Here is a 24549-nt window from a genome sequence, read left to right on the forward strand (position 1 = left end):
CGGGCGCTCAGCGCGGCATCGCCGCGCTGGCGTCCGGCGGGGCCGGGGTGGCCACGGCCGAGCGGGTGCAGACCAGCAGCGCCCGCCGCGGCGCGCCCAGGTAGCGCGCCTCCAGCGTCCGCCGCAGCCAGGTGGCGGCCGAGACGTCCTGCGGGTTCGCCGAGCGGTCGGCCAGCCGCGCGACCACCAGGTCGGGGGTCTTGGCGGCCTCGTCGAGCACCCCGCGGCAGCCGCCCTCGGCAGCCGCGGCGGCGGCCCGCAGCGCGGCGGTCTGCTGCCGGGCGGCCCGCCGCAGCTCGGCCAGCGCCGGGGCGGTGCAGCCGATCGCCGGCGTGCAGGCGGCCAGCCAGCGGCCGGTCTCGGCGCTCCAGCGGCGCAGCGCGCGGCGGGCGTCGTCGGCGCCGCGACCGCTGAGCGGGGCCAGGTCGGCCGGCCGCCGGGCGCCGCCGGGGGCCCGCGGCGAGCGGAGGATGATCCAGCCCTCGCCGAAGGCCCGCACCGGCACCAGGTCGCCGCGCACCAGCCGCTGCTCGACGGCGTCCATCACCCGCGCCATCTCGCCCGGGTCGAGGTTGACGATGTCGCTGCCCGGCAGGTCGAGCACGACGTTGTCGGCGCTGGCGGCGTGGACCGGCTCGTCGGGGTTGCGCGACTCGAGCAGGAAGACGTCCTGGTCGCGGCCGGTCAGGTGCGGCTGGAGCATCTGCGGGGCGGCGATCGCGCCGCTGCGGGGAACGGCCGCCACGACCCGGTCGAGCAGCTCGCGGTCGACCACCCGCGCCGGCGGCTGCAGCCGCGCCATCGAGGCCAGCGGCGACTCGCCGAAGGTCCCGTGCGAGCCGTAGACCTTGAACCAGGCCCCGGTGCCGACGACCAGCCCGGCGGCGGCCAGCGCCACCGGCAGCGCGCGCAGCGCCCGCCGGTCGGCCCACGCCGGCCGGGCGGCGATCCAGCCGCGGATCGTGCCGACGCCGCCGGCCGATGCGATCGCCAGCGCCGCCATCGGCAGCAGCGAGTAGTGGAAGGCGTTGCCCCAGTAGACCGGCTGGTCGGAGAGGAACCGCTCGGCCAGCAGCGGCAGCGGGATCACGGCCAGCCGCGTCAGCCACGGGGTCACCAGCAGGAAGGGGGCGAAGAGGAAGAGCAGCGTCTCCGCCTTCGGGGCCGGCGAGACTGCGACCGTGACCAGCTTCCACGGGTGGGTGATCAGGTGGCCGAGGGCCGAGGGCAGGTCGTCCCCGAACTGGTGGTAGCTCCAGTACGAGAACGGCTGGCCGTCGGCGAAGTGGGGGATCCACCAGCGGGTCGCGGCCAGGTACCAGGCGGCGCCGAGCGCCATCGTCGCCAGCCCATGGCGGCGCTCGCCGGCCAGCGCCAGCCACAGCCCGACCGCCACCACCAGCAGCGAGACGTCCTCCTTGACGGTCAGCAGCAGCAGCGCGCTGAGCCAGTACCAGCCCCACCGCCGGCGGTCGGCGAAGAGCACCGCGCAGGCCAGGAAGAGCGGCCCGAAGGCCAGCTCGTGGACGTCGAAGTCGATCGCCCGCTGGACGCCCCAGGAGCTGCCGTAGGCGAGCGCGATCAGCAGCGCCGGCCAGCGCCCGGCGCGCTCGCGGGCGAACAGGTAGAGCGGCACCATCGCCGCCGCGACGACCGCCGCCTGGGTCACCAGCAGCGCGTTCGGCGACGGCCAGATCGCCCGCGCCAGGCCCCAGACGACGATGATCGGGTGGAAGTGGTCGCCCCAGAGGTTGTCGACCTCGCGGATCGACGACGCCGGCCACTGCAGGTGGGCCAGGTGGCGGGCGGCCTGGTCGAAGATCCCCAGGTCGTAGCCGTCGGTCAGGTACCAGCGCTGGCGCTGGGTGGCCCAGACCGCGTAGGCCAGGCCGAGCAGGACCGCCGCCGCGACGGTCAGCAGCAGGCCGGGATCGCGGTCGCCGACGACGCGCGCGGTCGCGCGCCGCAGGCGGGCGGTGGGGGCGGACGGGGCCGCCGGCGCGCGCGAGTCGGCCGTCATGACCGGGCGCAGCCTAGGGCCTTCGGCGCGGCGCCGGTCCGCCGGCGGCCGCCGTCGCGGGGAGCGGACGCGGTCACCGCGCGCCCGCCACCCGCACGTGGCGCCAGCCCAGCCGCTGGTCGCCGCGCCAGACCGAGACCCGGTACAGGCCGGCGCGCAGCCGTGGCAGCCGGACCGTCAGCCGGCCGCCGTGGGCCCGGCCGGCGACCTCGCCGGCGATCGCCAGCCGACCGTCGGCGGTCGGCCGCACCACCCGCACCCGCAGCGGTCCGCCGGGGCCGTGGACGATGGCCCGCAGCCGCCGGTCGCGCGGCAGCCGCCGATCGACGACCCGGACCGCGGTCGCCGCCGGCGGCGGCGCCTGAGCCCCGGGCCGCCAGACCAGCGCGGTCCGGAAGCGGGTGTAGCCGGGGTAGGCGCCGCGCATCCAGGCCAGGCCACCGGCGACCGGGTAGGGGCGGACGTTCGGCTGCGCGGAGTCGCTGGTGATCGCGGTCAGCGTCCAGCCGTCGGCGGTCCGCTCGGCGCGGGCCAGCTCGTGGACGGCGCTGCCGCTCCGCCGCGACAGGTAGGCGACGCCGGCACGGGCCGGGTCAAGCACGATCCCGCCGGAGTACGAGGGCTCGGCGCCCGACAGCTCGAACGAGGGCCCGGCGGCGGCCACCTGCTCGTCGCGCCAGCGGCGGCCGTCCCAGGTGGCCACGCGGTAGCGGTGGTCGGTCGCGGAGGGGAAGGCGGCGTAGGCGATCTCGGGCCGGCCGTCGACCACCGCGAGGTCGTGGATCCAGGCGCCGCCGGCGACGGTCGGGGCGTAGACCAGGTCGCCCGCGGTCGGGTCGAGCGGCGTGCCGAGCCGCCCGATCGGGGTCCCGTCCTGGCGCTCGACCGACCCGCCGCGGATCACGGCGTGGCGGATCCCGCTGGCGCCCTCGCGCGGGTGGCCGAGCGACCACGCCAGGTGGATCCCGTCGGCCGCCGCCCGGTACTTGACGTAGCGGACCCGCGGGCCGGTCGCCGCGAAGAGCGTCCGCGCGGCGCTCCAGCGATCGCCGTCGTCGGGCGAGGTCGCGTAGGTCGCCGTGGTCGCGGTGCCGGACCAGAAGAGGTAGAGCGTCGTCCCGACCCGCAGCGGGTTGGGGTAGGTGTAGCGGTCGTCGCCGCCGCCCGGGTTGGCCGGCGCGCGGCCGACCGGGCCCCAGCTCGACCCCACCCCGGCCGCGGCCATCCGGTAGCGCAGCTCGCGGCCGTTGTGGGCCGACCAGAAGGCCATCAGCCGCCCGTCGCGGCGGACGTAGAAGGCGGGGTTGTCGTGGTCGTCACGCTCCAGCCGCGGGTCGAGCGCGACCTGCCGGCCGCGGTCGTCGCCGGCCATGATCGAGCCGTCGTCGGCGACCCAGCCGAAGACGACCCGGCCGCCGTGGGCGATCGCCCGCGGGTCGGCGAACCAGCACCAGGCGCCGACGCTCGCGAGGGTGACCGTCGGCGGACCCGGGGGCGGGACGGCGGCCGGGGCGGTCGCGGCGGGCAGCGCCAGCCCGCCGGTCAGCGCGACGGCGACGGCCGCCCGTCGCCGCCGAGCGGAGGCTGAGCGGCGCGCCACGGCCGGTCGGCCTCAGGCCGGCGAGTCCTGGGAGCGGGCGGGGTCGGAGGAGACGCTCTCGCGGCCGCTGTCGGCGGGCAGCCGGCCGAGCAGCTCGACCACCGGTCCCCACTGGCGCGAGCGGGCGGGGGAGACCTCGAGCGGCCACTGCGAGCCGTCGGTCAGGCGGACCCGGAAGGCCCGCGCCACCAGCGGTCGGCCGAGCGCGACGCCGGCGACCGCCGTTCGCGGGGCCTCGATCTCGACCCGCAGCAGCCGGTAGTACGCCTCGCCGCGGCGACCGCGATCGAGCGCGTAGACGACGACTCGCGTCGGGGTCACGACGAGGTAGCGGACCTCGGCGCCGGTCAGCGGCTCGTGGCCCCACGACCCGAACCCCGGCGCACGCCGGGGGACGGGCGACACGGGGGTCGCCGCCAGCACCGGCTCACCCAGGCGGGTGGCGGCGTCGGCGCTCAGGCTGCTCCAGCGGAACGTGGTCGTACCCCTCATCGGCGGGCGCCGGACGTCCCGGGCGCCGCTCCCATCATCCTGCCGGAGCGGCCGGCGGCGCGTCGCCCCGCCGCCGTCGCGGCTCCCCGGCGGTTGCCTCGCGCGCGCGATGCTCGTATCATCTGCCACGAGCAACGACCGACGCCCGCAGCGACCGAGGAGGGATCAGATGGCCACGATCCACGACCCGCACCACCACCGTGCGCGCGACGCCGTCGAGATCCTGCGGGCCGCGTTCTGGGTCCTCGCGCTGGGCGTGATCGCCGTCTTCGCGTTCTTCGCCGGGCTCGGGGCGATCTCGTTCGACGACGCGCTCGGGGTCTCGATCGCCGTCGTCGTGCTGGCGGTGCTGTGGGTGATGCACGCGCTGATCGAGCGCCGCCACCGCGAGGAGATCGAGCACGACCCGCGGCTGCACCGCGAGCAGCAGCGGCGGGGCTTCTGAGACCAGCCCGCTCCGCCGGGCAGGCGGAGCGGGACCCCCAGGGCGCGGCCGCTACCCTGGAACCGACGTGGGCGCCTCGTTCTTCTTCTTCCTCTTCGTCTGCGTCCTGTTCGGGATCGCGGGCGGGCTCCAGGGCAAGGCCAAGGGCAGCTCGTTCCTGGTCTGGTTCATGATCGCGGCCGGCGTCCCGATCTTCGGCTTCATCGCCTCGATCGTCTATCCCGGACGCGAGCACGAGCCGCGCCGGCGCTGCGACGGCTGCGGCCGGATGCTGCCGATCAGCGACACGATGTGCATGCGCTGCGGGACCGACCTGCCGTTCCCCGAGGTCGCCTACCTGCCGCCCGGCGTGCGGCCGCCCGAGCGGGCCCCGGCGGCCCCCGGCGAGCCGTAGGACGCCCCGAACCCGCTGCTATCCTCGCTGGTTCCGAGGCCGTCCTGACGTCGGCCTCTTTTCCTGTTGGCACGCAAGCGGCGAGAACGGTCGGAAGGGAGGTTGGGCAGATGCGCGCAGTCGATGCGCTGATGGAGTGCCTGAAGGCGGAGGGCGTCGACGTCGTATTCGGGTATCCGGGCGGCGCGAACCTCCCGACCTACGACGCCTTCGTCGACGCCGGCATCCATCACGTGCTCGTCCGCCACGAGGCGGGTGGCGGCCACGCGGCCGAGGGCTACGCGAAGGTCACGGGCAAGGTCGGGGTCAGCTTCGGCACCTCCGGCCCCGGCGCCACCAACCTGGTGACCCCGATCGTCGACGCGATGATGGACTCGGTCCCGGTGGTCTTCTTCACCGGCCAGGTCCGCACCGACCTGCTCGGGACCGACGGCTTCCAGGAGGCGGACACGATCGGCATCACGATGCCGGCCGTCAAGCACAGCTTCATGATCACCGACCCGCGCGAGCTGCCGCGGGTGATCCACGAGGCCTTCCACATCGCCTCGACCGGCCGCCCCGGCCCGGTCCTGATCGACCTGCCGATGGACCTCTCGAAGGCCGACATCGCCTACGAGCCGGTCACCGACCTGCACCTGCCCGGCTACCAGCCGCGGACGACCGGCAACGCGAAGCAGATCAAGCAGGCGGCGCGCGCCCTCGCCGCGGCGCGGCGGCCGATCATCTACGCCGGCGGCGGCGTCGTCGCGGCCGGGGCCGCCGACGAGCTGCGCGACCTCGTGCGGACGGGCAAGTTCCCGATCACCTGCACGCTGATGGGCCTCGGCGCCTACCCGGCTCCCGACGAGCAGTGGGTCGGGATGCTCGGCATGCACGGCACCCGCGCGGCCAACTACGCGATGGACGAGGCCGACCTGATCTGCGCCGTCGGGGCCCGCTTCGACGACCGGATCACCGGCAAGCTGTCCGAGTTCGCGCCGCGGGCGAAGTTCATCCACATCGACGTCGACCCGGCCGAGATCTCGAAGAACATCCCGGCCCACATCCCGATCGTCGGCGACGCGAAGCAGATCCTCGCCCGCCTGGCCGACGAGTACCGCGGACTCGACACCGACGCCAGCCGGCTCGACCCGTGGTGGCAGCGGATCCGCACCTGGCAGGAGCGCCACCCGCTGACCTACGAGCCGGGCGAGCCGGGGGAGATCAAGCCCCAGAGCGTGATCGAGACCCTGTACCGCGTCACCGGCGGCGACGCGATCGTCTGCTCCGACGTCGGCCAGCACCAGATGTGGGCGGCGCAGTACTACCACTTCCCCGAGCCCCGCCGGTGGGTCAACTCCGGCGGCCTCGGCACGATGGGCTTCGGCCTGCCGGCGGCGATCGGGGCCCAGATGGGCGACCCCGAGCGGACGACCGTCGTCGTCACCGGCGACGGGTCGATCCAGATGAACATCCAGGAGCTGGCCACGATCAAGCAGGAGAACCTGCCGATCAAGGTCGTCTGCCTGAACAACGGCTTCCTCGGCATGGTCCGCCAGTGGCAGGAGCTGTTCTGGCAGGAGCGCTACAGCCACGTCGACATGAACACGTTCGGCGGCGAGGAGGCCTCGCCCGACTTCGTGAAGCTGGCCGACGCCTACGGCATCCGCGGCGTCCGGCTGACCGACGCGCGGACCCTGGAGGACGACCTGCGGGCCGCGATCGAGGCCGAGGGGCCGGCGTTCATCGACGTGCGGGTGACGCGCGACGAGAAGGTGTACCCGATGATCGCGCCCGGCGAGCCGGCGCGGAACATGGTGGGCTGAGCGATGGTGGACACGAACGAGATCCTCAGCCTCGACGAGCTCGAGGCCGCCGGCAACATCCGCACCGGCCGCAAGCACGTGCTCTCGATCCTGGTCGAGAACAAGCCCGGCGTCCTGACCCGCGTCTCGGGCCTCTTCACCCGCCGCGGCTTCAACATCGACACGCTCTCGGTCGGCCCGACCGACGACGAGCGGATCTCGCGGATCACGCTGACCCTCGACGGCGCGCTGCACCCGATCGACCAGGTCGTCAAGCAGCTGCACAAGCTGGTCAACGTCCTCAAGATCAAGGACCTCGAGCCGGACGAGACCGTCGCCCGCGAGCTGGCCCTCTTCAAGGTCAGCTGCGACGGCCAGACCCGCTCGGAGATCCGCGAGCTGGCCGAGGTCTTCCGCGGCAAGGTCGTCGACGTCGGCCGCCGCTCGATCATCGTCGAGATCACCGGCGAGCGGGCGAAGATCGAGGCCTTCGAGCGGCTGGTCCGGCCCTACGGGCTGGTCGAGATGATCCGCACCGGCGAGGTCGCGATCTCGCGCGGGCGCGAGGAGACCTGAGCCTCGGCCCGGGGCCCGGCCGCCCGCCGGGCTCCGTGACCGACGCCCCGCCCCGGCGGCGGCGGAGGTGCGATCCTGTGGGTCGATGCCGTCCCTCGCCGGTCGCGACAGCGCGCAGCTCCCGGCCGTCCGCCTGACCGCGGGCGACCGCGAGCGGCTGCTGCGCCACGCCCGCGAGGCGCGCAAACGGGCCCGCCGCCGCCACCGCGACGCGGTCCTGGCCTCGGTCACCGTCGACGTCGACCCGGCGGTCGACCCGTCGGCGGTCGTCGCCTGCGGGCGCGTCCCCGGCGAGCCGTGGACCGTCTTCGAGCAGCGCGACCGCGACCGCCGGGTGGTCGCGACGCTGGGCGTGGTCGAGGCGATCGAGGCCGCCGGCGCCGACCGCTTCGCCCGCGTCGCCCGCCGCTGGGAGGCGCTCTGCGCCGACGCGGTCGGCGACCTCGGGACCGGCCTCGACGGCGAGGGCCTGCTGGCCGTCGGCGGCTTCGCCTTCACCGACGAGGGCGCCACCACGCCGGCCTGGGACGGCTACGCGGCCGCCTCGCTGCACGTGCCGCTGCTGGGGATCGCCGGCCGCGGCGGCCGGATCCGCGCCACCGTCGCCCTGCGGGTGACCGCCGACGGCGAGCCCGAGGCGCTGGTCGACGCCGCCCTCGACCGGGTCGCCGCGCTGGCACCGGCCCGCCCGCCGCTGCTCGACCCCGATCCCGTCCACCGCGGCCGGGTCGTCTCGGCGCTGCCGCCGGCCCACTACGAGGAGGCGGTCGCCCGCGGCGTCGAGCGGATCCGGGCGGGGGAGATGGAGAAGATCGTCCTCGCCCGCGAGGTCCAGGTCAGCGGCCGGCCCGGCTGGCGCTCGCCCGACCCGGCGGCGGTGCTGGGCGTGATGCGCGAGGCCTACGCCGGCTGCTGCGTGCTGGCCGTCGGCCGCGGCGAGCGGACCTTCGTCGCCGCGACCCCCGAGCTGCTGGTCCGCCGCGAGGGCCACCGGCTGGCCACGCTGGCGCTGGCCGGGACCACCCGCCGCAGCAGCGACCCGGCGGTCGAGCGGCACCTCGGCGAGCACCTGATGCGGTCGGCGAAGGACCGCGGCGAGCACGCGATCGTCGTCCGCCGGATCCTCGGCCGGCTCGACGCGCTGGCGCTCTGGACGACCGCCGCCGAGCAGCCGCAGGTGGTCCAGGCGGCCAGCGTCCAGCACCTGGCGACGCCGATCCGGGCCCAGCTGGCGCGGCCGATCCCGGTCGTCGAGCTGGCCGGGCGGCTGCACCCGACGCCGGCCGTGGGCGGCTTCCCCGAGCCGGTCGCGCTGCCGCTGATCCCGGCCCTCGAGGGGATGGACCGCGGCTGGTACGCGGGGCCGGTCGGCTGGACCGACAGCGCCGGCGACGGCGAGTTCTGCGTCGCGCTGCGCTCGGCGCTGCTGGAGCCGGAGCTGGCCCGCTGCTTCGCCGGCGTCGGCGTGGTGGCCGACTCCGACCCGGCCGCGGAGCTGGCCGAGACCGAGGCCAAGCTGCAGGCGCTGCTGCCGCTGCTGGCCGGCTGAGCCTGGATCAGGCCGCCGCGCCGGCCTCGCCCTCCAGCTCCAGCTCGGCGGCCAGCGGCTCGATCGCCGCGATCACGAACGCCACGTGGTCGGCGAACTCGCGCCCGATCAGCGCCGCGCCGGCGGTCACCGCCTCGCGGTCGACGGCGGCCGCGAACGAGGCGGTCTTCAGCTTCTTGCGGACCGACTTCGGGGTCAGCCCGTGGATCCCCTGCGGCCGGACCATCGCGCAGGCGACGACGAACCCGCACAGCTCGTCGACGGCGAACAGGGTCCGCTCCAGCGGGCTCTCGCGCGGGACGCCCAGGTAGTCGGCGTGCGAGGCGATCGCGCGGACCATCTCCGGCGGGGCGTCGCGCCGCTCCAGCTCGGCCATGATCAGCCGCGGGTGGCCGGTCTCCAGGTCGGGGTGGCGCTCGTAGTCGGCGTCGTGCAGCAGCCCGGTCACGCCCCACAGCTCGACGTCGGCCTCCGGCGTCTGCTCGGCGTAGGCCCGCATCGCGGCCTCGACGGTCAGGCAGTGGCGGCGCAGCGAGGGCGAGGCGACCCACTCCTGCAGCAGCGTCCAGGCTTCGTCACGGGGGATCGTGCGCGGCATGGCCCACCTCTATCAGGCCGGGCCGGTATGCGGCCAGCCGGAAACATGGGATGTTAGGATGATCCCACCGTGCCGCTCCAGTCGACCGCCCGCCCCAGCCTCACCGCCCAGGTGATCGAGCAGCTGGAGACGCTGATCGCGTCGGGCGAGTGGCCGGTCGGCACGCGGATCCCGCCCGAGCCGGAGCTGGTCCGCGAGCTCGACGTCGGCCGCAACACCGTCCGCGAGGCGGTACGGGCGCTGGTCCACGCCGGCCTGCTGGAGGCCCGCCAGGGCGACGGCACCTACGTCCGCGCGACCAGCGACCTGAACGCGGCGCTCCAGCGCTGCGTCGCCCGCACCAGCGTGCTCGAGGCGTTCGAGGTCCGTGGCGGGCTCGAGCGCGACGCCGCCCGGCTGGCGGCCCAGCGGCGGACCGACGACGACCTGGCCGCGATCGACGCCGCCCTCGCCCGCCGCAGCGCGGCCCGCCAGGCCCGCGACCGGGCCGGCTTCGTCCAGGCCGACGTGGCGCTCCACCAGGCGGTGGTGGCGGCGACCCACAACGCGCTGCTGATCGAGCTCTACGGCCACCTGACCGAGACGATGCTGACCACGATCGCCGCCGTCGAGCGGGCCGGCTTCGAGGACGGCGTCGTGACCCGCGCCCACGCCGACCTGGTGACGGCGATCCGCCGCCGCTCGCCGGGCGCCGCCGAGCGCGCGACCGAGCGGCTGCTCCAGGCCGCCCGCGAGCAGTACGACCGCGACAGCGAGGACGGCGGCGCATGAGCTCCCGCGCGCGGACGGTGGTGCTGCTGGTCGGCATCGTGCTGATCACCGTCAACCTGCGGCCGGCGATCGTCGCCGTCTCGCCGCTGCTCGACGGGATCCGCGAGCAGACCGGGATGTCGGGCGCGACCGCCGGCCTGCTGACGACGCTGCCGGTGCTCTGCTTCGGCGCGCTGGCGCCGCTGGCCCCGCGGCTGGCCCGGCGGCTGGGGGCGGAGCCGGTGCTGCTCGGCGCGCTGGTGCTGCTGCTGGTCGGGATCGTCGTCCGGCTCTCGTCGAGCATGGCGGTGCTGTTCGCCGGGACGGTCCTGATCGGCGGCACGATCGCGATCGCCAACGTGCTGCTGCCGAGCATGATCAAGCGCGACCTCGGCCACGCGACCGGGCTGGCGATGGGCGTCTACGCGATGGCGTTGAGCGCCGGCGGGGCGCTGGCGGCGGCGATCACGATCCCGCTCCAGGACGGCCTCGACAGCCCCTGGCGGACGACGCTGGCGCTGTGGGCGCTGCTGGCGGTGCCGGCGGTCGTGGCCGCCGCGGCCTGGCTGCGGCTGCGGCGACGGCCGGCGCCGGCGACCGACGCGAGCGCCGCGTCGACGCCGCGACCGAAGGCCGGCGGCGGCGGGGCCCCGGTTTCGCTCTGGCGCGACCCGGTCGCCTGGCAGGTGACCCTCTTCATGGGCCTCCAGTCGTTCCAGTTCTACGCCGCCGCGGCCTGGCTGCCGACGATCTTCGCCGACCACGGCTTCTCCGAGTCGCGGGCCGGGCTGATGCTGGCCCTGGCCACGATCTTCGGCACCGTCAGCTCGCTGGTGGTGCCGATCGTGGCCGGTCGCTCGCTCGACCAGCGGCGGCTGGTGGCGGCGACGGCCGCGCTCTACGTGGTGGGCACCGGCGGGCTGCTGATCGCCCCGACCGCGGCCGGGCCGCTGTGGATGGCGCTGCTCGGGTTCGCCCAGGGCGCCGGCATCAGCCTGGCGCTGACGATGATCGTCCTCCGCACCCCCGACCCCGAGCACGCGGCGGCGCTCTCGGGGATGGCCCAGACGGTCGGCTACCTGCTGGCCGCCGGCGGCCCGTTCGCGCTCGGCGCGCTCCACGACGTCTCCGGCGGCTGGACCGCGCCGCTGGTGGCCCTGATGGTGCTGCTGGTGCCGCTGACCGTCGCCGGGCTCGGAGCGGGCCGGCGGCGGACCGTCGGCCAGCCGCTCGGCGCCGACGCGCTGGCGGCCGCGGCGGCACCGGCGACCGCCGCCTGAGCCCGAGGCCGCGAGGGCGCCCGCCCTCGCGGTCCGTACGATCCGCCCATGGCCGACCTCCGCGTCTACCGGATCCCGTTCTCCACGAACGTCGAGCGGGTCGCGCTGGCGGCGGGCCACAAGGGCCTCGCGGTCGAGTGGGTCGACGTCGACCCCGACGACCGCCGGGCCGTCCGCGAGGTCAGCGGCCAGGAGCTGGTGCCGGTCGCCGTCGACCTCGGGGACGAGCGCGTGATCGCCGACTCGCCGCGGATCCTGGCCTGGATCGAGGAGCGTTGGCCGACGCCACCGCTGTGGCCCGCCGACCCGGGCGACGCGGCCCTCGCCGACGTCTTCTGCCACCGCTTCAACGAGGTCTGGAAGGGCCCGCCGAACCGGCTGGCGGCATTGCTCGGCCCGGTCGGCTTCGACCTCGAGCGGCTGACCGACGGCGAGCGGCGGGCGGTCGCCGACGACGGCGAGCGGATGCGGACCTGGCTGGGGCGGTTCGAGCGGCGGCTCGACGGCCAGGACCACCTCGGCGGCGACGCGTTCGGGATCTGCGACGTGACCGCCTACCCGTTCCTGCGCTACGGGGTCCAGGCGCCGCCGCCGGCCGACGGCGACCCCTTCCACCGGGTGCTCCACGAGCACGGCGGCTTCGACGCCGACAGCCACCCGCGGCTGGCCGCCTGGGTCGCGCGGGTCGCCGCCCGCCCGCAGGGCTAGAAGGCTCGCGGCCGGCCCGCCCGGCTGGGAGACTGCCGCCGATGCCGTCGCCGCGCCCGCTCGCCGCCCTCCTCCGCGGCCTCGCCGGCGGGGCGGAGGCGGCCCGCGACGACCACCAGGTCCGCGCCGAGCTGGAGCAGCGGCCGCTGGCCCTGCCCCGCGGCCTGCGGATCACCTGGCTCGGCACCGCCGGCTACCGGATCGACCACGAGGGCCACGCGCTGCTGATCGATCCCTACCTGTCGCGGGTGCCGATCCGTGACGTGCTGCTGCGGCGGCGGGCGCTGCCCGACCCGACCCGGCAGGACCGCCACCTGGCCGGGGTCGGCGCGCTGGCCGGGATCCTGATCGGCCACACCCACTTCGACCACGCGATCGACGCGCCGGCGATCGCCCGCCGCCACGGCTGCCCGGTGCTCGGCTCGTCGTCGCTGACCCAGCTGATGCGGCTGCACGGGCTCGGCGAGCAGGCACGAGAGGTCGAGCCCTACCGGCCCTACGAGCTGGGGCCGTTCGTCGTCACCTTCGTCCCCAGCCGCCACTCGAAGCTGCTGCTCGGTCGCAAGGTGCCGTTCGACGGCGAGCTGACCTGCGAGCACGTCGACCGGCTGGCCCCGAGCGCCTACCGCTGCGGCCAGGTCTTCGGGATCCACGTCGAGGTCGCCGGGCTGCGGATCTACCACCAGGGCAGCGCCGACCTGATCGACGACGCGATCCGCCACCGCGACGTCGACCTGTTCCTGGCCGGGATCGCCGGCCGCAGCGTGACCCGCGACTACTGGCCGCGGATCCTCGGGCGGCTGCGGCCGCAGACGGTGGTGCCGAGCCACTTCGACGACTTCTTCCGCCCGCTCGAGGCGCCGATGGGCTTCTCGAAGGGCGTCCAGCTGGCCGCGTTCCCGGACGAGATCGCCGCCGTCAGCCGCGAGATCGAGCTGGCCTCGCTGCCGCTGCTGGAGCCGCGCTCCGGCTAGGCCCCGCCGGCGAGCGCGTCGCGGACCGCCCGCTCCAGCTCCCGGTGCAGCTCGCGGTTGGCGTCCCGCTCGGTCCGCAGGTGCAGCACCGACAGGCCCGGCTCGGTGACCGCGGCCCGCACCGCCGGCAGCAGGTCGCCACGGCGGGGGACGGGGTGGAGCGTGCCGCCGGCGGCCGCCACCAGCGCCGCCACGTCGAGCCCGGTCGGGGTCATCACGTGGCGCTCGATCCGCTCGTCGCGGCCCTCGGCGATCGGCAGGAAGTGGAAGATCCCGCCGCCGTCGTTGTCGACCACCACCACGGTCAGGTCGACGCCGGCGCGGCCGGCGGCCAGCAGCGAGCCGACGTCGTGCTGGAGCGCGACGTCGCCGAGCAGCACCACCACCGGCCCGTCGCCGGGGTCGCGGGCCAGGCACAGGCCCCAGGCGGTCGCCAGCGTGCCGTCGATCCCGTTGGCGCCGCGGTTGGCCAGCACCCGCAGCTGGTCGCGGGGGGCCATCAGCGCCTCGACGTCGCGGATCGGCATCGAGGCGGCGACCAGCAGCGTCGCGGCCGGCGGCAGCAGCGCCGGCAGCTCGCGGGCCAGCCACGGCTCGGTCGGCGGATCGTCGTCGCCGGCCTCGCCGTCGAGCACCCGGTCCTGGGCGGCGACCGTCGCCACGTCGAGCGCCTGCCAGGCGGCCAGCCAGGCCGGGTCGGGCCGGCCGCTGGCCAGCCGCGGCGCCAGCGCCTCCAGCAGCAGCCGCGGGCGGGCGATCACCACGTCGCTGAGCGCGCCGTCCGGGTCCTGCCAGGCGCCGTCGTCGCGGACGTGGACCTGGGGGACGTCGGCCGGCAGCGCGGCCAGCCACCGTCGCAGCGGCTTGCTGGTCGGCAGGTCGCCGATCCGCAGCACCAGCTCCGGCGTCGGCGGGCCGCCGTCGGTCAGCCGCAGCAGCGCGTCGTAGCGGGCGATCGCCGCCCGTCCGCGGCGGGCGCCGGAGAGCGGGTCGGCCAGCAGCGGCAGCGCCAGCAGCTCGCAGAGCGCGGCCAGCGCCGGCCCGGCCTGGGGATCGTGCTCGTGGCGCCCGGCCACCACCAGCGCCCGCGGGTGGCGCAGCAGCAGCTCGGCCGTCCGCCGCAGGGCCGCCTCGTCGGGCGCGCCGCCGGCCCCCGACCGCCGCACCCAGGGAACGCCGTCGGGCCGGCCCTCGGCGCCGGCCGGCAGCGCCACCGGCTCGGGTCCGGGGGCCAGCGGCTCGCGCAGCGGCAGGTTCAGGTGGACCGGCCCGGGACCGCGCCCGCCGCCGGTCGCCGCCTCCAGCATCCGCGCCGCCAGCGCCCGCACGAACCGGACCCCGGCGCGGTCGGCGGTGTCGAGCGCCAGCTCCTGGGCCCAGCGGACGCTGGTCCCGAAGATCCCCGGCTGCTCGATCGTCTGCCCGGCCCCGACGTCGCGCAGCTCGGCCGGCCGGTCGGCGCTGAGCACGATCAGCGGGATCCGCCCGTGGTGGGCCTCGACCACCGCCGGCAGGTACTGGGCGACGGCGCTGCCCGACGTGCAGCAGACCACCACCGGGCGGCCGCCGGCCTTCGCCAGTCCCAGCGCCACGAACCCGGCTGCCCGCTCGTCGATCACGCTGTGGGCGCGGAGCGCGCCGTGAGCGGTCAGCGCCGCCACCAGCGGAGCGTTGCGCGACCCCGGCGAGGTCACCACGTCGCGGACGCCGCCGCGGACCAGCTCGTCGACCAGCACCGCCAGCAGCACCCGGCTGCCGTGGCCGTCGCGGGCGGGCGCGGAGGACGCAGGGGGACGGTCGTCGGGCGCGTCGGTCACGGTTCGAGGGTGCCAGAGAGCGCGCGCCGGCGTCGGCTCTGGCAGCCTGTCCGGGCGATGGCGCCCACGACGATCCTCGCCCTGCACGGGTTCGGCGGCTCCGCCCGGTCCTGGGATGGGGTCGCCCGGCGGATCGATCCGCGGCTGCGGCTGCGGGCCGTCGACCTGCGCGGCCACGGCCGCCGGGTGGCGGAGCGGCCGATCGACCTCGACGGGATCCTCGACGACCTGCGCGAGGATCTGGACGAGGTCGCGGCCGACGGCCCGGTGGCGCTCGCCGGCTACTCGCTCGGGGGCCGGATGGCGCTGCACCTGGCGCTGGAGGAGCCCGAGCGGATCGGCCACCTGGTGCTGATCTCCTCGACGCCGGGCACGCCCGGCGACCACGAGCGGGCCTCGCGGCGGATGTCCGACGAGCTGCAGGCCGCCTGGCTGCTGGAGAACGGCAGCGAGGCGTTCGCCGACCGCTGGGGGCGGATGCCCCTCTGGGAGGGGGATCCGCCCGAGGTCAAGGCCGCCCAGCGGGCGGAGATCGCCGCCGCCGACGCCGAGGGGATGGCCGCGACGCTACGCGGTCTGGGGCCGGGCGCGGTACCCGCGGTGTGGCACCGACTTGCGACGCTTGCGGTTCCGCTGACGGTCGTCGTCGGCGCTCGCGACCGCCGCTACTGCGACATCGCGCGTCGCGTCGTCGAGCTTGCGGCGCAGCCGGCGGGCGAGGTCGTTGTTCCCGGCGCTGGCCATGGCCTGCTGCGCGAGGCGCCGGCGGCGGTGGCTGAGGCGCTGGGCGCGCTGGGCTGAGGTGTCGCTCATCGGGTCCTCCTGGTGTGGGGGATCCCCAGGAGCCGCTCGGCCGTCGCGCTGTCGACGATGCCGTCCGCCCGCAGGCCACGAGCGGCCTGCCAGCGGGCGACCGCCGCGCCGGTCCGCGGGTCGTAGCGCCCGCTGACGTCGGAGGCGGACAGGAAGCCCTCGTGCACCAACCGCTGCTGGACCCGGCTGGCCTGGGCGGCGGGGACGGCCACCATCCCCAGGCCGGTGCTCGAGAGGGCCACGACGGAGGCGACGGCGATCGGCCGGGCCGCGTCGCGAACGCGCTGAGCGGGACGGGTGAGGCGTCTGGCGGGGGAGGCGGAGGGCTGTGGCAACTCGATGACTCCTGGGGGAGGGGAATCGATCGAGATCCATCCTGCCGCGGCCACCTCAAGGCCAGCTATGTGCGAGGACTGGAGTTGGTCAAACCTGCGCCGTGGCGACGCAGATCGACCGTTGCGGGGCTCAGCCGAGGCCGCGCGCGGCCCGGCCCTCGTCGCGCAGCCGCAGGGCGATCGCCATGTCGGCGGCGTTCGGCTCCTTGCCCTCGGTGCCGGGCCCCTCGAAGATCACCGGCAGCCCGCCGAAGCGCGGCTCGCTGAGGATCGCCGCGATCCCGGCCTCGCCGATCTCGCCCTCACCGAGCGGGGCGTGGCGGTCGCGGTTCGAGCCGAGCGGCGTCTGCGAGTCGTTGACGTGGATGCAGCGCAGCCGGTCGAGCCCGAACGAGGCGTCGGCCTGGGCCAGGACGTCGTCGAGGTCGCCGGCCGTGCGGACGTCGTAGCCGGACGCCAGCAGGTGGCAGGAGTCGAGGCAGAGCCCGATCCGCGGGTCGCCGCCGCTCTGCTCCAGCAGCGCGTGCAGCTCCTCGAACGAGCGGCCGAGGGTGCCGCCGGCGCCGGCGGTGTCCTCCAGCAGCAGCGGGCAGTGGTCGGACTCGGCCAGCGCCTCGCGGAAGACCGACGCGCAGTTGGCGATCCCCTCGGCCGGGTCGCCGTCCTTGGCCGAGCCGGGGTGGAGGACGACGCCGTCGGCCCCGATCGCGTCGCCGACCCGCAGCGAGTGGGTGATCGCGGCCAGCGACTTCTCGCGCAGCTCGGGGTCGGGGGTGGCGGCGTTGGCCAGGTAGAGGGCGTGGATCACGACCGACTCGATCGGCGACGCGGCGAGCGCCTCGCGGAAGGCCGCGATCGACTCCTCGCTGTGGTTCGTCGGCGCCCACCGGCGCGGCGACTGGCTGAAGATCTGGATCGCCTCGCAGCCGGCCTCGACGCCCCGCTCGACCGCCTTCGGAAGCCCGCCGGCGGGCGAGACGTGGAGGCCGATCAGGGGCAGGTCGCTGGGCATGGCGGGCGACGATAGCGGGGCGGCCGCGGCGCCCGGCCGCCGCCCTCAGACCAGGCCGACGCCGCGCGGGACGCTGATCGTGCCGTCGCGGGCGATCAGCCGCGTGGCGAGCTCGCCGAGGCTGGTGTCGCCGATCCCGACCGCGTCCAGCGCGGCCGGCTCGAAGAGCGTCAGGGTCGCCAGGCCGGAGGCGTCGCGGAGCTTCAGCGCGGCCGCGGCGTGGACCGCGGCGGCGACGCCCAGCGGCCCGTCCCAGGTCGAGGCCAGGAGCACGTCGGCGCGGGTCGAGCGGGCCAGCGCGGCGCGCGCCAGCAGGCCGCCGATCCCGCCGCTGCGGCCGATCTTCAGGACCACCACGTCGGCCGCGCCGGAGGCGATCGCCCCGGGCTCGTCGGCGGTCTCGTCCATCGCCACCCGCACCGGCAGCCGGTCGCGGATCAGCCGCAGGTCGCTGATCCCGTGGACCGGCTCCTCGACCAGCTCGACGCCGTAGGGGGAGAGGGCGCCGATCGCGGTCATCGCCTCGCCGGTCGACCATGCGCCGTTGGCGTCGAGCCGCAGCGCGACGTCGGGGCCGATCGCCTCGCGGACCGCGCGGACGCGCTCCTCGTCGTCGTCGAGCCCGACCTTGACCTTGACCGTCTCGAAGCCGGCGTCGGCGGCCTCGCGGGCGCTCTCGGCGGCGTCGGCGGGATCCTGGGCGCCGATCGTGGCGTTGACCGGGACCCAGTTGGCGGGCTCCTCGGTCAGCATCGAGGCGACCGAGCGCTGCTCGCGCCGCGAAGCGCGGTCCCACAGCGCCAGGTCGACGGCGGCCAGCGCATGCGGCAGGTCGGTGACGGTGCGGCAGCGCTCGAGCGCCGTCGCACCGCTGCCGTTGGTGACCTCGCGCAGCGCCCGCCGACAGGCCTCCAGGGCCTCGCGGCAGCGTTCCAGCGAGACGCCGTCGTAGGGCTCGAGCGGGGCGGCCTCGCCGTAGCCGACCATCCCGTCCTCGTCCTCGATCTCGACCAGCAGCATCCGCCGCTCGGCGATCTCTCCCCACGCGGCGCGGACCGGTTGCGAGAGCCGGACCGCCACTTCCTGGATGCGCAGATCCACGGAGGGGAGCGTACGGGGCGCGGCCGGCGGCGGTCGCCCGACCCGCTACGAGACGAGGATCCCGGCCGACAGCAGCACGCAGAAGAGCAGCTCGAGCTGCCCGGTCCCGGCCAGCGCGGCGTTCAGCGTCGGCCCGTCGACGTGCGAGCGGACCTGCTGCGCCAGCCGCACCGCCAGCGGCGCGCAGAGCAGCACCAGCAGCAGCGCGGGCGACAGCTCCTCGTCGATCGCGCCGATCAGCGCGGCCAGCACGTAGGCGCCGCCGAGCATCACGGCGTAGAGCTGGCGGGTCCGCTCGCGGCCCAGCCGCACGGCCAGCGTCCGCTTGCCGGCGCGGCGGTCGGTGTCGATGTCGCGGACGTTGTTGACCACCAGCACCGCCGAGGCCATCAGCCCGACCGGCACGGCCAGCGCCAGCGCCGTCCCGTCGAACCGCTCGGCCAGCGCGTAGTGGGTGCCGGTGACCGCGACCAGGCCGAAGAAGAGGAAGACGAACAGCTCGCCCAGGCCCTCGTAGCCGTACGGCCGCGGGCCGCCGGTGTAGAGCACGCCGGCCACGATCGAGGCGGCGCCGATCGCCAGGATCACCCAGCCGACGGTCGCGATCAGGTAGATGCCGCAGACGACCGCGATCCCGAAGCTGACCCAGGTCGCGATCAGCACCTGCTGCGGCGGCACCAGGTCGCCGGCGGTCACCCGCAGCGGGCCGAGCCGGTCCTCGGTGTCGGCCCCGCGGCGGGCGTCGGAGTAGTCGTTGGAGAGGTTCGCCCCGACCTGGATGAAGAGCGCGCCGAGCAGCGCGGCGAGGAAGCCGCCGAGCCGGAAGGCGTCCTGGTGGATGGCCAGCGCGGTGCCGACCAGGACCGGCGCCAGGCCGACCGGCAGCGTCTTCGGGCGGGCGGCCAGGAACCAGATCCGGAGCGGGCTCGGCCGCGGGGTGGCGGCGTCGGCGACGTGGTCGGCGTGGGTGCTCATGGGGCGATCGGGACGGGGGATCAGGGGCGCTTCGGGAAGCGCGAGAAGTCGGGGCGACGCTTCTGCTTGTAGGCGTCGCGTCCTTCCTGCGCCTCCTCGCTGCCGTAGAAGAGCAGGTTGGTGTCGTGGGCCAGCTGCTGGAGCCCGGCGTAGCCGTCCTCGGCGGCGTGGAAGCTGGCCTTCAGCAGTCGCAGCGCGAACGGCGAGTTGGCCAGCATCTCCTCGCACCAGCGGACGGTCTCCGCCTCCAGCTGCTCGAGCGGCACGACGGTGTTGACCAGGCCCATCGTCAGCGCCTCCTGGGCCGAGTACTGGCGGCAGAGGAACCAGATCTCCTTCGCCTTCTTCGGCCCGACCGCGTCGACCAGGACCGAGGCGCCGAAGCCGCCGTCGAAGCTGCCGACCTTCGGCCCGGTCTGCCCGAAACGGGCGTTGTCGGCCGCGATCGTCAGGTCGCAGAGCAGGTGCAGGACGTGGCCGCCGCCGATCGCGTAGCCGGCCACCATCGCCACGATCGGCTTCGGGCAGCGGCGCATCTGGACCTGCAGGTCGGTGACGTGGAAGCGGCCGACCGAGGCCCCGGAGGGCTGGCGGTCGGGGTTGTCCGGGTCGGTCAGGTAGCCGGAGTCGCCGCGGACCTGCTGGTCGCCGCCGGAGCAGAAGGCCAGCGGGCCCTCGCCGGTCAGCACGATCACGCCGACGCTCGGGTCCTCGCGCGCCCGCTCGATCGCCTGCGAGATCTCGATGATCGTCTGCGGCCGGAAGGCGTTGCGGACCTCCGGGCGGTCGATGGTGATCTTCGCGATCGAGCCGGCGCTCGGCCCGGCCCCGGGCTCCAGCTCCGGTCCGTGGTCGGCGGAGAGCTCGTAGCGGATGTCGGTGTAGTCGCCGGCGGGCGTCCAGGAAGCGTCGGGCACGGGGCTCCTCGCGATCGGTGGGACCGGGGGACCCCGGTCGACCGCTTGAACGCTAGTGCGAGCGGGCGCCGGGCGGCGGCCAGGCCCCGCCGGGCCGCGTTCCTCCGGCCCAGGGTCTAGCGTCCGGCGGCGTGCTGGTGCAGTCCTGGATCGTGCGAGCGGCGGCCCGCCGGCCCGACCACGAGGCGCTGGTCGGGGTGCCCTACCGGGCGCTGCTGGCGGCGGTCGACGACGCCGCCCGGCGGCTCTGGCGGCTGGGTGCGGGGCCGGGCGAGCGGGTGGTGCTGGCGCTGCCGCCGGGACAGCCGTTCGTGATCGCGCTGCACGCGCTGCTGCGGATCGGCGCGATCGCGGTCCCGCTCGACCCGGCGCTGCCGGCGGCCGAGCGCGAGCGGCGGTCGGCCGGCGCGGCGGCGCTGCTCGACGCGACGGTCGACCTCGACGCCGTCGTCCCGGACCCGGCCGCGCGGCTGCTCGACCACCACGACCTCGACGCGACCGCGATCGTCGTCCACACCAGCGGCACCAGCGGCGCGGCCAAGCCGATCCCGCTGACCTACGGCAACTGGCTGTGGAGCGCGATCGGGTCGGCGGCGACGCTCGGCTGCCCGCCCGACGAGCGCTGGCTGTGCGCGCTGCCGCTGAACCACGTCGGCGGCCTCAGCGTGCTGCTGCGGAGCGCGATCGCTGCCACCACCGCGGTCGTCCACGAGCGCTGGGACACCGAGCGGGTGCTCGACGCGCTCCACGGCCGCGACCCGGCCGCGGGCGCGGTGACGGTCGTCTCGCTGGTGCCGACGACGCTGCGGCGGCTGCTCGACGGCGGCCTCCGCGGCGGTCCCGGCGGGGCCTCGGCGCTGCGCTGGGCGCTGCTCGGCGGGGCGTCGATCCCGGGCGGGCTGCTGGAGGACGCCGCGGCGGCCGGGGTCCCGGTGGCGCCGACCTACGGGATGTCCGAGGCGTGCAGCCAGATCGCCACGCTCGGCCCGCCGCTCTTCTGCACGACCGTCGCCGTGGCCGCCGACGGCGAGCTGCTGGTCCGCGGGCCGACGATCTCGCCGGCGGCGATCGGCGACGACGGCTGGCTCCACACCGGCGACCTCGGCGCGCTCGACGCCCGCGGCCACCTGCGGGTGACCGGGCGCAAGGCCGACACGATCATCACCGGCGGCGAGAACGTGCTGCCGCTCGAGGTCGAGCGGGTGATCGAGGCCGACCCGGACGTGGTCGAGGCGGCGGTCTTCGGCCGGCCCGATCGGCAGTGGGGCGAGCGGGTCTGCGCCCACGTGGTGGCGGCGCCGGGGGCGACGATCGACCTCGACGCGCTGCGGGCGCGGTTGGCGAGCGCGCTGGCCCGCCACCAGCTCCCGCGCGAGATCGACGTCGTCGAGCGGCTGCCGCGGACGCCGTCCGGCAAGCTGCTGCGGCGAGAGCTCTAGGCTTGGAGCCGCGATGGTGGATGGCGAGCAGCAGCCCGCAGGCGATTCCGTCCCGCCGGCCGGCCCGCCGGCGCTGCGGGCGTCGGACGCCGACCGCGAGCGGGTGATCGAGGCCCTGCGCCGGCACACCGCCGCCGGCCGGCTCGACGCCGACGAGCTGGAGCAGCGGCTGACCGGGACGCTGAACGCGAAGACGGTCGACGACCTGGCCGCGCTGACCGCCGACCTGCCGGTCCTGCGCGACGAGGACCCGCCGGCCCGTCGTCCCGACGCCGAGGCGCGCGAGGAGCTGAAGGCGCAGCTGTGGCAGAAGGGCGGCGGCGCCGCGGCGATCAGCCTGCTGTGCGTGATCATCTGGCTGGCGACCGGCGCCGACGGCCACTTCTGGCCGATCTGGGTGATCGTCGGGACCGGCGCCGGCGTGGTCGGCACCTCGTGGCGCGGGCTCGGCCCCGGCGGCGATCCGCGCAGCGAGCTGGAGCGGCTGCGCGAGGAGCGCCGCCACCGCGGTCGCGCCCTCCACGGCGGGCACGCCCTCGGCCCCGGCCGCCACGGCCACCACCGTCGCGATCGCCATCGCGGCCGCCGTCGCTGAGCCGCGTGCGACGATGGGGCGGTGAGCGACGCCCCCGATCCGGACCTCGACGAGCAGCGGGCCGCCAGCCGCGCCGCCTGGGAGCGCCAGGCCGCGGCCTGGGAGCGGCTGCGCTCCTGGCAGCAGGCCGCCTTCGAGCCGATCTCGCAGTGGATGGTCGACGCGATCTCGCCGCAGCCGGGCCACGTGGTGCTGGAGGCCGCCGCCGGCCTCGGCGACACCGGCCTGCTGGCCGCCGAGCTGGTCCACCCCGGCGGCCGGGTGATCCTGGCCGACGGCGCCGAGGCGATGGTCGCGGCCGCCCGCCGGCACGCCGAGGAGCGGGGGATCCTCAACGTCGAGGCGACGCCGATGGAGCTGGAATGGCTCGACATGTCGGCGGCCTCGATCGACGGGCTGCTGGTGCGGTTCGGCTACATGCTGGTGCCCGACCCCGAGACGGCCCTGCGCGACGCGCGGCGGGTGCTGCGCCCCGGCGGCCGGATCGCGCTGGCCGTCTGGGACCGCTACGAGGACAACCCCTGGTTCCGGGCCCCGATCGAGATCCTGCTCGCCCACGGCGCGCTGGCCGAGTGGCCGGGCTCCTCGACCCACCCGTTCGCGCTCGGCGACCGCGAGCGGCTGCTCGACCTGCTCGGCGGCGCCGGCTTCGTGCTGCCCGAGGTCGAGCGGCTGGAGATCGTCTACCGCTCGTCCGACGCGGCGACCCAGCGGCAGCGGTTCCTGGAGCTGTCCGGGGTCGCCAGCACGGCGCTGGCCGCGCTCGACGGCGACGAGCGGGCGGCGGTCGAGGCGGAGATCGACGCGGCCTTCGCCGCCTTCCCCGATCCGGACGGCCCCGAGGGCGCGGTGGCGGTGCCCGGGGCGGTGCTGGTGGCGGCCGCCGACGCCTGAGCCGCTGGGCGGGATACCAGACGTTCGGACGGGTTCCCGGACAGGCGCACGGCGGCCCGGCTTTCCGCGCGCGTAGACTCCGCGCCTATGTTCTACGACGACGACGCGGACCTGACGCTGCTCGACGGCAAGACCGTCGCGATCATCGGCTTCGGCTCCCAGGGCCACGCCCACAGCCAGAACCTCAAGGACTCGGGCGTCAACGTCGTCGTCGGCCTCCGCGAGGGCTCCTCCTCGGCGCAGAAGGCGAAGGACGCCGGCCTCGAGGTGCTCTCGATCGCCGACGCCGCCAGCAAGGGCGACATCGTCCAGATCCTGGTCCCGGACGAGCTGCACCGCGACGTCTGGGAGAACGAGGTCAAGGACGGCATCGCCCCCGGCAACCTGGTCCTCTTCGGCCACGGCTTCTCGGTCCTCTACGGCGAGGTCCAGCCGCCGGCCGACGTCGACGTCGCGCTCGCCGCGCCGAAGGGCCCGGGCCACCTGGTCCGCCGCCAGTACCAGGAGGGCTCCGGCGTCCCGGGCCTGATCGCCGTCCACCAGGACGCGACCGGCAACGCGAAGGCGCTGACCCTGGCCTACGCCAAGGGCATCGGCTGCACCCGCGGCGGCGTCTTCGAGACGACCTTCAAGGACGAGACGGAGACCGACCTCTTCGGCGAGCAGGCCGTCCTCTGCGGCGGCGCCTCGGCGCTGGTCCAGGCCGGCTTCGAGACCCTGACCGAGGCCGGCTACCCGCCGGAGATGGCCTACTTCGAGTGCCTCCACGAGCTGAAGCTGATCGTGGACCTGATGTACGAGAAGGGCCTGGCAGGGATGCGGTACTCGATCTCCAACACCGCCGAGTACGGCGACCTGACCCGTGGCCCGCGCGTCGTCAACGAGGAGACGAAGGCGGAGATGAAGCGGATCCTGGGCGAGATCCAGGACGGCACCTTCGCCCGCGAGTTCATCGCCGAGAACCGCGCCGGCAACGAGAACTTCAACCGGCTCCGCGAGGAGCAGGCGAAGACCCAGCTCGAGCTGACCGGCAAGGAGCTGCGCAAGCAGATGGACTGGATCGACGACGGCGGCTTCGCCCAGGGCTGATCCCGCTCGGGGCGGTCGTGCGGCGTCGGCCGCGCCCGCCCCGCCCGCCGGCCCGCGATCGGTGTGGCAGGATCGCCCGCGATGGGGGATCCCGACGATCGCGCGCCACGACCCAGCAGCGTGCTCACCCGCAGCTCGCTGCTGGAGGTCGGCTCGGTCCTGACCTCCGGGTCGGTGCTGACCTCGCGTGCCGGGGCCGACGAGCGCCCGCGCGGCGCTGCCGCCCCGGCCGTCGAGCGGCTGGTGGCCGAGGCCCGGAGGGCCGGCGACGAGCCGTCGGCCGCCGCCACCGCCGAGGCCCTGGCCGTCGCGCTCCAGCGGCTGGCCGACCAGCGGGCGGACGACCCGCCGGCGCCGCGCCCGCGTCCGCCGCGGCCGCTGGCGGTGACGCC

General features: G+C 75.9%; 24 protein-coding genes and 1 pseudogene. 15 read left to right on the plus strand and 10 right to left on the minus strand.

Annotated features, from left to right (window positions below):
* Positions 1-7 precede the first annotated feature (7 nt).
* From SH587_RS22680 to SH587_RS22690, 3 genes are all read right to left on the minus strand, one after another.
* Positions 8-2020, minus strand: coding sequence for a DUF2079 domain-containing protein (locus SH587_RS22680; protein WP_320672940.1), 2013 nt, complete (start codon positions 2018-2020; stop codon positions 8-10).
* A 73-nt stretch (positions 2021-2093) separates the two neighbouring features.
* Positions 2094-3620, minus strand: coding sequence for a BNR-4 repeat-containing protein (locus SH587_RS22685; protein WP_320672941.1), 1527 nt, complete (start codon positions 3618-3620; stop codon positions 2094-2096).
* Positions 3621-3632: 12 nt separating this feature from the next.
* Positions 3633-4112, minus strand: a complete 480-nt coding sequence (locus SH587_RS22690) for a hypothetical protein (protein WP_320672942.1) — start codon at positions 4110-4112, stop codon at positions 3633-3635.
* Positions 4113-4281: 169 nt separating this feature from the next.
* On the opposite strand from SH587_RS22690, the gene SH587_RS22695 reads away from it, so the two are divergent.
* From SH587_RS22695 to SH587_RS22715, 5 genes are all read left to right on the plus strand, one after another.
* On the plus strand, positions 4282-4557 hold the full coding sequence (locus SH587_RS22695; RefSeq protein WP_320672943.1) for a hypothetical protein: 276 nt from the start codon (positions 4282-4284) through the stop codon (positions 4555-4557).
* Positions 4558-4624: 67 nt separating this feature from the next.
* Positions 4625-4951, plus strand: coding sequence for a hypothetical protein (locus SH587_RS22700; protein WP_320672944.1), 327 nt, complete (start codon positions 4625-4627; stop codon positions 4949-4951).
* Between the two features lie 110 nt (positions 4952-5061).
* Complete coding sequence (gene ilvB, locus SH587_RS22705; RefSeq protein WP_320672945.1) at positions 5062-6756, plus strand: biosynthetic-type acetolactate synthase large subunit; 1695 nt, start codon at positions 5062-5064, stop codon at positions 6754-6756.
* Positions 6757-6759: 3 nt separating this feature from the next.
* On the plus strand, positions 6760-7311 hold the full coding sequence (ilvN, locus tag SH587_RS22710) for an acetolactate synthase small subunit (RefSeq protein ID WP_320672946.1): 552 nt from the start codon (positions 6760-6762) through the stop codon (positions 7309-7311).
* Between the two features lie 85 nt (positions 7312-7396).
* Positions 7397-8860: an isochorismate synthase gene (locus tag SH587_RS22715; protein ID WP_320672947.1), complete on the plus strand. Its 1464-nt coding sequence runs from the start codon at positions 7397-7399 to the stop codon at positions 8858-8860.
* 7 nt (positions 8861-8867) lie between these two features.
* Here the strand turns inward: SH587_RS22715 and SH587_RS22720 are convergent, their stop codons facing one another.
* Positions 8868-9458, minus strand: a complete 591-nt coding sequence (locus SH587_RS22720; RefSeq protein WP_320672948.1) for an HDIG domain-containing metalloprotein — start codon at positions 9456-9458, stop codon at positions 8868-8870.
* A 69-nt stretch (positions 9459-9527) separates the two neighbouring features.
* Here SH587_RS22720 and SH587_RS22725 point away from each other — a divergent pair, with 69 nt between their 5' ends.
* The 4 genes from SH587_RS22725 to SH587_RS22740 are packed head-to-tail and all read left to right on the plus strand — an operon-like array spanning position 9528 to position 13170.
* Positions 9528-10229: a FadR/GntR family transcriptional regulator gene (locus SH587_RS22725; protein WP_320672949.1), complete on the plus strand. Its 702-nt coding sequence runs from the start codon at positions 9528-9530 to the stop codon at positions 10227-10229.
* Positions 10226-11488 (plus strand): CynX/NimT family MFS transporter, encoded by a 1263-nt coding sequence (locus tag SH587_RS22730; RefSeq protein WP_320672950.1) that lies wholly within the window; start codon positions 10226-10228, stop codon positions 11486-11488. The genes SH587_RS22725 and SH587_RS22730 overlap by 4 nt, the downstream gene beginning before the upstream one ends.
* 48 nt (positions 11489-11536) lie before the next feature.
* On the plus strand, positions 11537-12196 hold the full coding sequence (locus tag SH587_RS22735) for a glutathione S-transferase family protein (RefSeq protein WP_320672951.1): 660 nt from the start codon (positions 11537-11539) through the stop codon (positions 12194-12196).
* A 41-nt stretch (positions 12197-12237) separates the two neighbouring features.
* Positions 12238-13170 carry an MBL fold metallo-hydrolase gene (locus tag SH587_RS22740; RefSeq protein WP_320672952.1) on the plus strand — a complete coding sequence of 311 codons (933 nt, stop codon included), beginning with the start codon at positions 12238-12240 and terminating at the stop codon, positions 13168-13170.
* On the opposite strand, the gene menD is transcribed toward SH587_RS22740, so the two are convergent.
* Complete coding sequence (gene menD, locus SH587_RS22745; RefSeq protein ID WP_320672953.1) at positions 13167-14987, minus strand: 2-succinyl-5-enolpyruvyl-6-hydroxy-3-cyclohexene-1-carboxylic-acid synthase; 1821 nt, start codon at positions 14985-14987, stop codon at positions 13167-13169. The genes SH587_RS22740 and menD overlap by 4 nt on opposite strands.
* Before the next feature lie 57 nt (positions 14988-15044).
* Between menD and SH587_RS22750 the strand changes: the two genes are divergently transcribed.
* A complete protein-coding gene (locus tag SH587_RS22750; RefSeq protein ID WP_320672954.1) occupies positions 15045-15788 on the plus strand; it encodes an alpha/beta fold hydrolase in 744 nt (247 codons plus the stop codon).
* Positions 15789-15796: 8 nt separating this feature from the next.
* On the opposite strand, the gene SH587_RS22755 is transcribed toward SH587_RS22750, so the two are convergent.
* The 5 genes from SH587_RS22755 to menB all read right to left on the minus strand — a co-directional run bounded on the left by SH587_RS22755 (position 15797) and on the right by menB (position 20140).
* The gene (locus SH587_RS22755) at positions 15797-16042 is read right to left on the minus strand and encodes a peptidoglycan-binding domain-containing protein (protein WP_320672955.1); all 246 of its coding nucleotides are present in this window, start codon (positions 16040-16042) and stop codon (positions 15797-15799) included.
* 223 nt (positions 16043-16265) lie between these two features.
* Complete coding sequence (locus tag SH587_RS22760; protein ID WP_320672956.1) at positions 16266-17147, minus strand: deoxyribonuclease IV; 882 nt, start codon at positions 17145-17147, stop codon at positions 16266-16268.
* 45 nt (positions 17148-17192) lie between these two features.
* The gene (locus SH587_RS22765) at positions 17193-18248 is read right to left on the minus strand and encodes a mandelate racemase/muconate lactonizing enzyme family protein (RefSeq protein ID WP_320672957.1); all 1056 of its coding nucleotides are present in this window, start codon (positions 18246-18248) and stop codon (positions 17193-17195) included.
* A gap of 45 nt (positions 18249-18293) precedes the next feature.
* A complete protein-coding gene (locus SH587_RS22770) occupies positions 18294-19223 on the minus strand; it encodes a 1,4-dihydroxy-2-naphthoate polyprenyltransferase (protein ID WP_320672958.1) in 930 nt (309 codons plus the stop codon).
* Positions 19224-19243: 20 nt separating this feature from the next.
* Positions 19244-20140: a 1,4-dihydroxy-2-naphthoyl-CoA synthase gene (menB, locus tag SH587_RS22775; protein ID WP_320672959.1), complete on the minus strand. Its 897-nt coding sequence runs from the start codon at positions 20138-20140 to the stop codon at positions 19244-19246.
* Between the two features lie 131 nt (positions 20141-20271).
* On the opposite strand from menB, the gene SH587_RS22780 reads away from it, so the two are divergent.
* The 5 genes and pseudogenes from SH587_RS22780 to SH587_RS22800 all read left to right on the plus strand — a co-directional run.
* On the plus strand, positions 20272-21579 hold the full coding sequence (locus tag SH587_RS22780) for a class I adenylate-forming enzyme family protein (RefSeq protein ID WP_320672960.1): 1308 nt from the start codon (positions 20272-20274) through the stop codon (positions 21577-21579).
* Between the two features lie 13 nt (positions 21580-21592).
* Positions 21593-22174: a DUF1707 SHOCT-like domain-containing protein gene (locus tag SH587_RS22785; protein WP_320672961.1), complete on the plus strand. Its 582-nt coding sequence runs from the start codon at positions 21593-21595 to the stop codon at positions 22172-22174.
* Positions 22175-22195: 21 nt separating this feature from the next.
* Positions 22196-23068: a class I SAM-dependent methyltransferase gene (locus SH587_RS22790; protein WP_320672962.1), complete on the plus strand. Its 873-nt coding sequence runs from the start codon at positions 22196-22198 to the stop codon at positions 23066-23068.
* 87 nt (positions 23069-23155) lie between these two features.
* Positions 23156-24157, plus strand: coding sequence for a ketol-acid reductoisomerase (ilvC, locus tag SH587_RS22795; RefSeq protein WP_320672963.1), 1002 nt, complete (start codon positions 23156-23158; stop codon positions 24155-24157).
* An 81-nt stretch (positions 24158-24238) separates the two neighbouring features.
* Positions 24239-24549, plus strand: a pseudogene (locus tag SH587_RS22800) (hypothetical protein); the annotation flags it as partial.

Source organism: Patulibacter defluvii (genome assembly GCF_034096925.1).
GTDB classification, from domain to species: domain Bacteria; phylum Actinomycetota; class Thermoleophilia; order Solirubrobacterales; family Solirubrobacteraceae; genus Patulibacter; species Patulibacter defluvii.

What these genes read in the sequence shown, in the direction of transcription:
- SH587_RS22680 (WP_320672940.1), bottom strand. Translation starts at nt 2,020, where the DNA reads ATGACGGCCGACTCGCGCGCGCCGGCGGCCCCGTCCGCCCCCACCGCC.
- SH587_RS22690 (WP_320672942.1), bottom strand. Translation starts at nt 4,112, where the DNA reads ATGAGGGGTACGACCACGTTCCGCTGGAGCAGCCTGAGCGCCGACGCC.
- SH587_RS22695 (WP_320672943.1), top strand. Translation starts at nt 4,282, where the DNA reads ATGGCCACGATCCACGACCCGCACCACCACCGTGCGCGCGACGCCGTC.
- ilvB (WP_320672945.1), top strand. Translation starts at nt 5,062, where the DNA reads ATGCGCGCAGTCGATGCGCTGATGGAGTGCCTGAAGGCGGAGGGCGTC.
- ilvN (WP_320672946.1), top strand. Translation starts at nt 6,760, where the DNA reads ATGGTGGACACGAACGAGATCCTCAGCCTCGACGAGCTCGAGGCCGCC.
- SH587_RS22715 (WP_320672947.1), top strand. Translation starts at nt 7,397, where the DNA reads ATGCCGTCCCTCGCCGGTCGCGACAGCGCGCAGCTCCCGGCCGTCCGC.
- SH587_RS22720 (WP_320672948.1), bottom strand. Translation starts at nt 9,458, where the DNA reads ATGCCGCGCACGATCCCCCGTGACGAAGCCTGGACGCTGCTGCAGGAG.
- SH587_RS22730 (WP_320672950.1), top strand. Translation starts at nt 10,226, where the DNA reads ATGAGCTCCCGCGCGCGGACGGTGGTGCTGCTGGTCGGCATCGTGCTG.
- SH587_RS22735 (WP_320672951.1), top strand. Translation starts at nt 11,537, where the DNA reads ATGGCCGACCTCCGCGTCTACCGGATCCCGTTCTCCACGAACGTCGAG.
- SH587_RS22740 (WP_320672952.1), top strand. Translation starts at nt 12,238, where the DNA reads ATGCCGTCGCCGCGCCCGCTCGCCGCCCTCCTCCGCGGCCTCGCCGGC.
- SH587_RS22750 (WP_320672954.1), top strand. Translation starts at nt 15,045, where the DNA reads ATGGCGCCCACGACGATCCTCGCCCTGCACGGGTTCGGCGGCTCCGCC.
- SH587_RS22760 (WP_320672956.1), bottom strand. Translation starts at nt 17,147, where the DNA reads ATGCCCAGCGACCTGCCCCTGATCGGCCTCCACGTCTCGCCCGCCGGC.
- SH587_RS22770 (WP_320672958.1), bottom strand. Translation starts at nt 19,223, where the DNA reads ATGAGCACCCACGCCGACCACGTCGCCGACGCCGCCACCCCGCGGCCG.
- SH587_RS22785 (WP_320672961.1), top strand. Translation starts at nt 21,593, where the DNA reads ATGGTGGATGGCGAGCAGCAGCCCGCAGGCGATTCCGTCCCGCCGGCC.
- ilvC (WP_320672963.1), top strand. Translation starts at nt 23,156, where the DNA reads ATGTTCTACGACGACGACGCGGACCTGACGCTGCTCGACGGCAAGACC.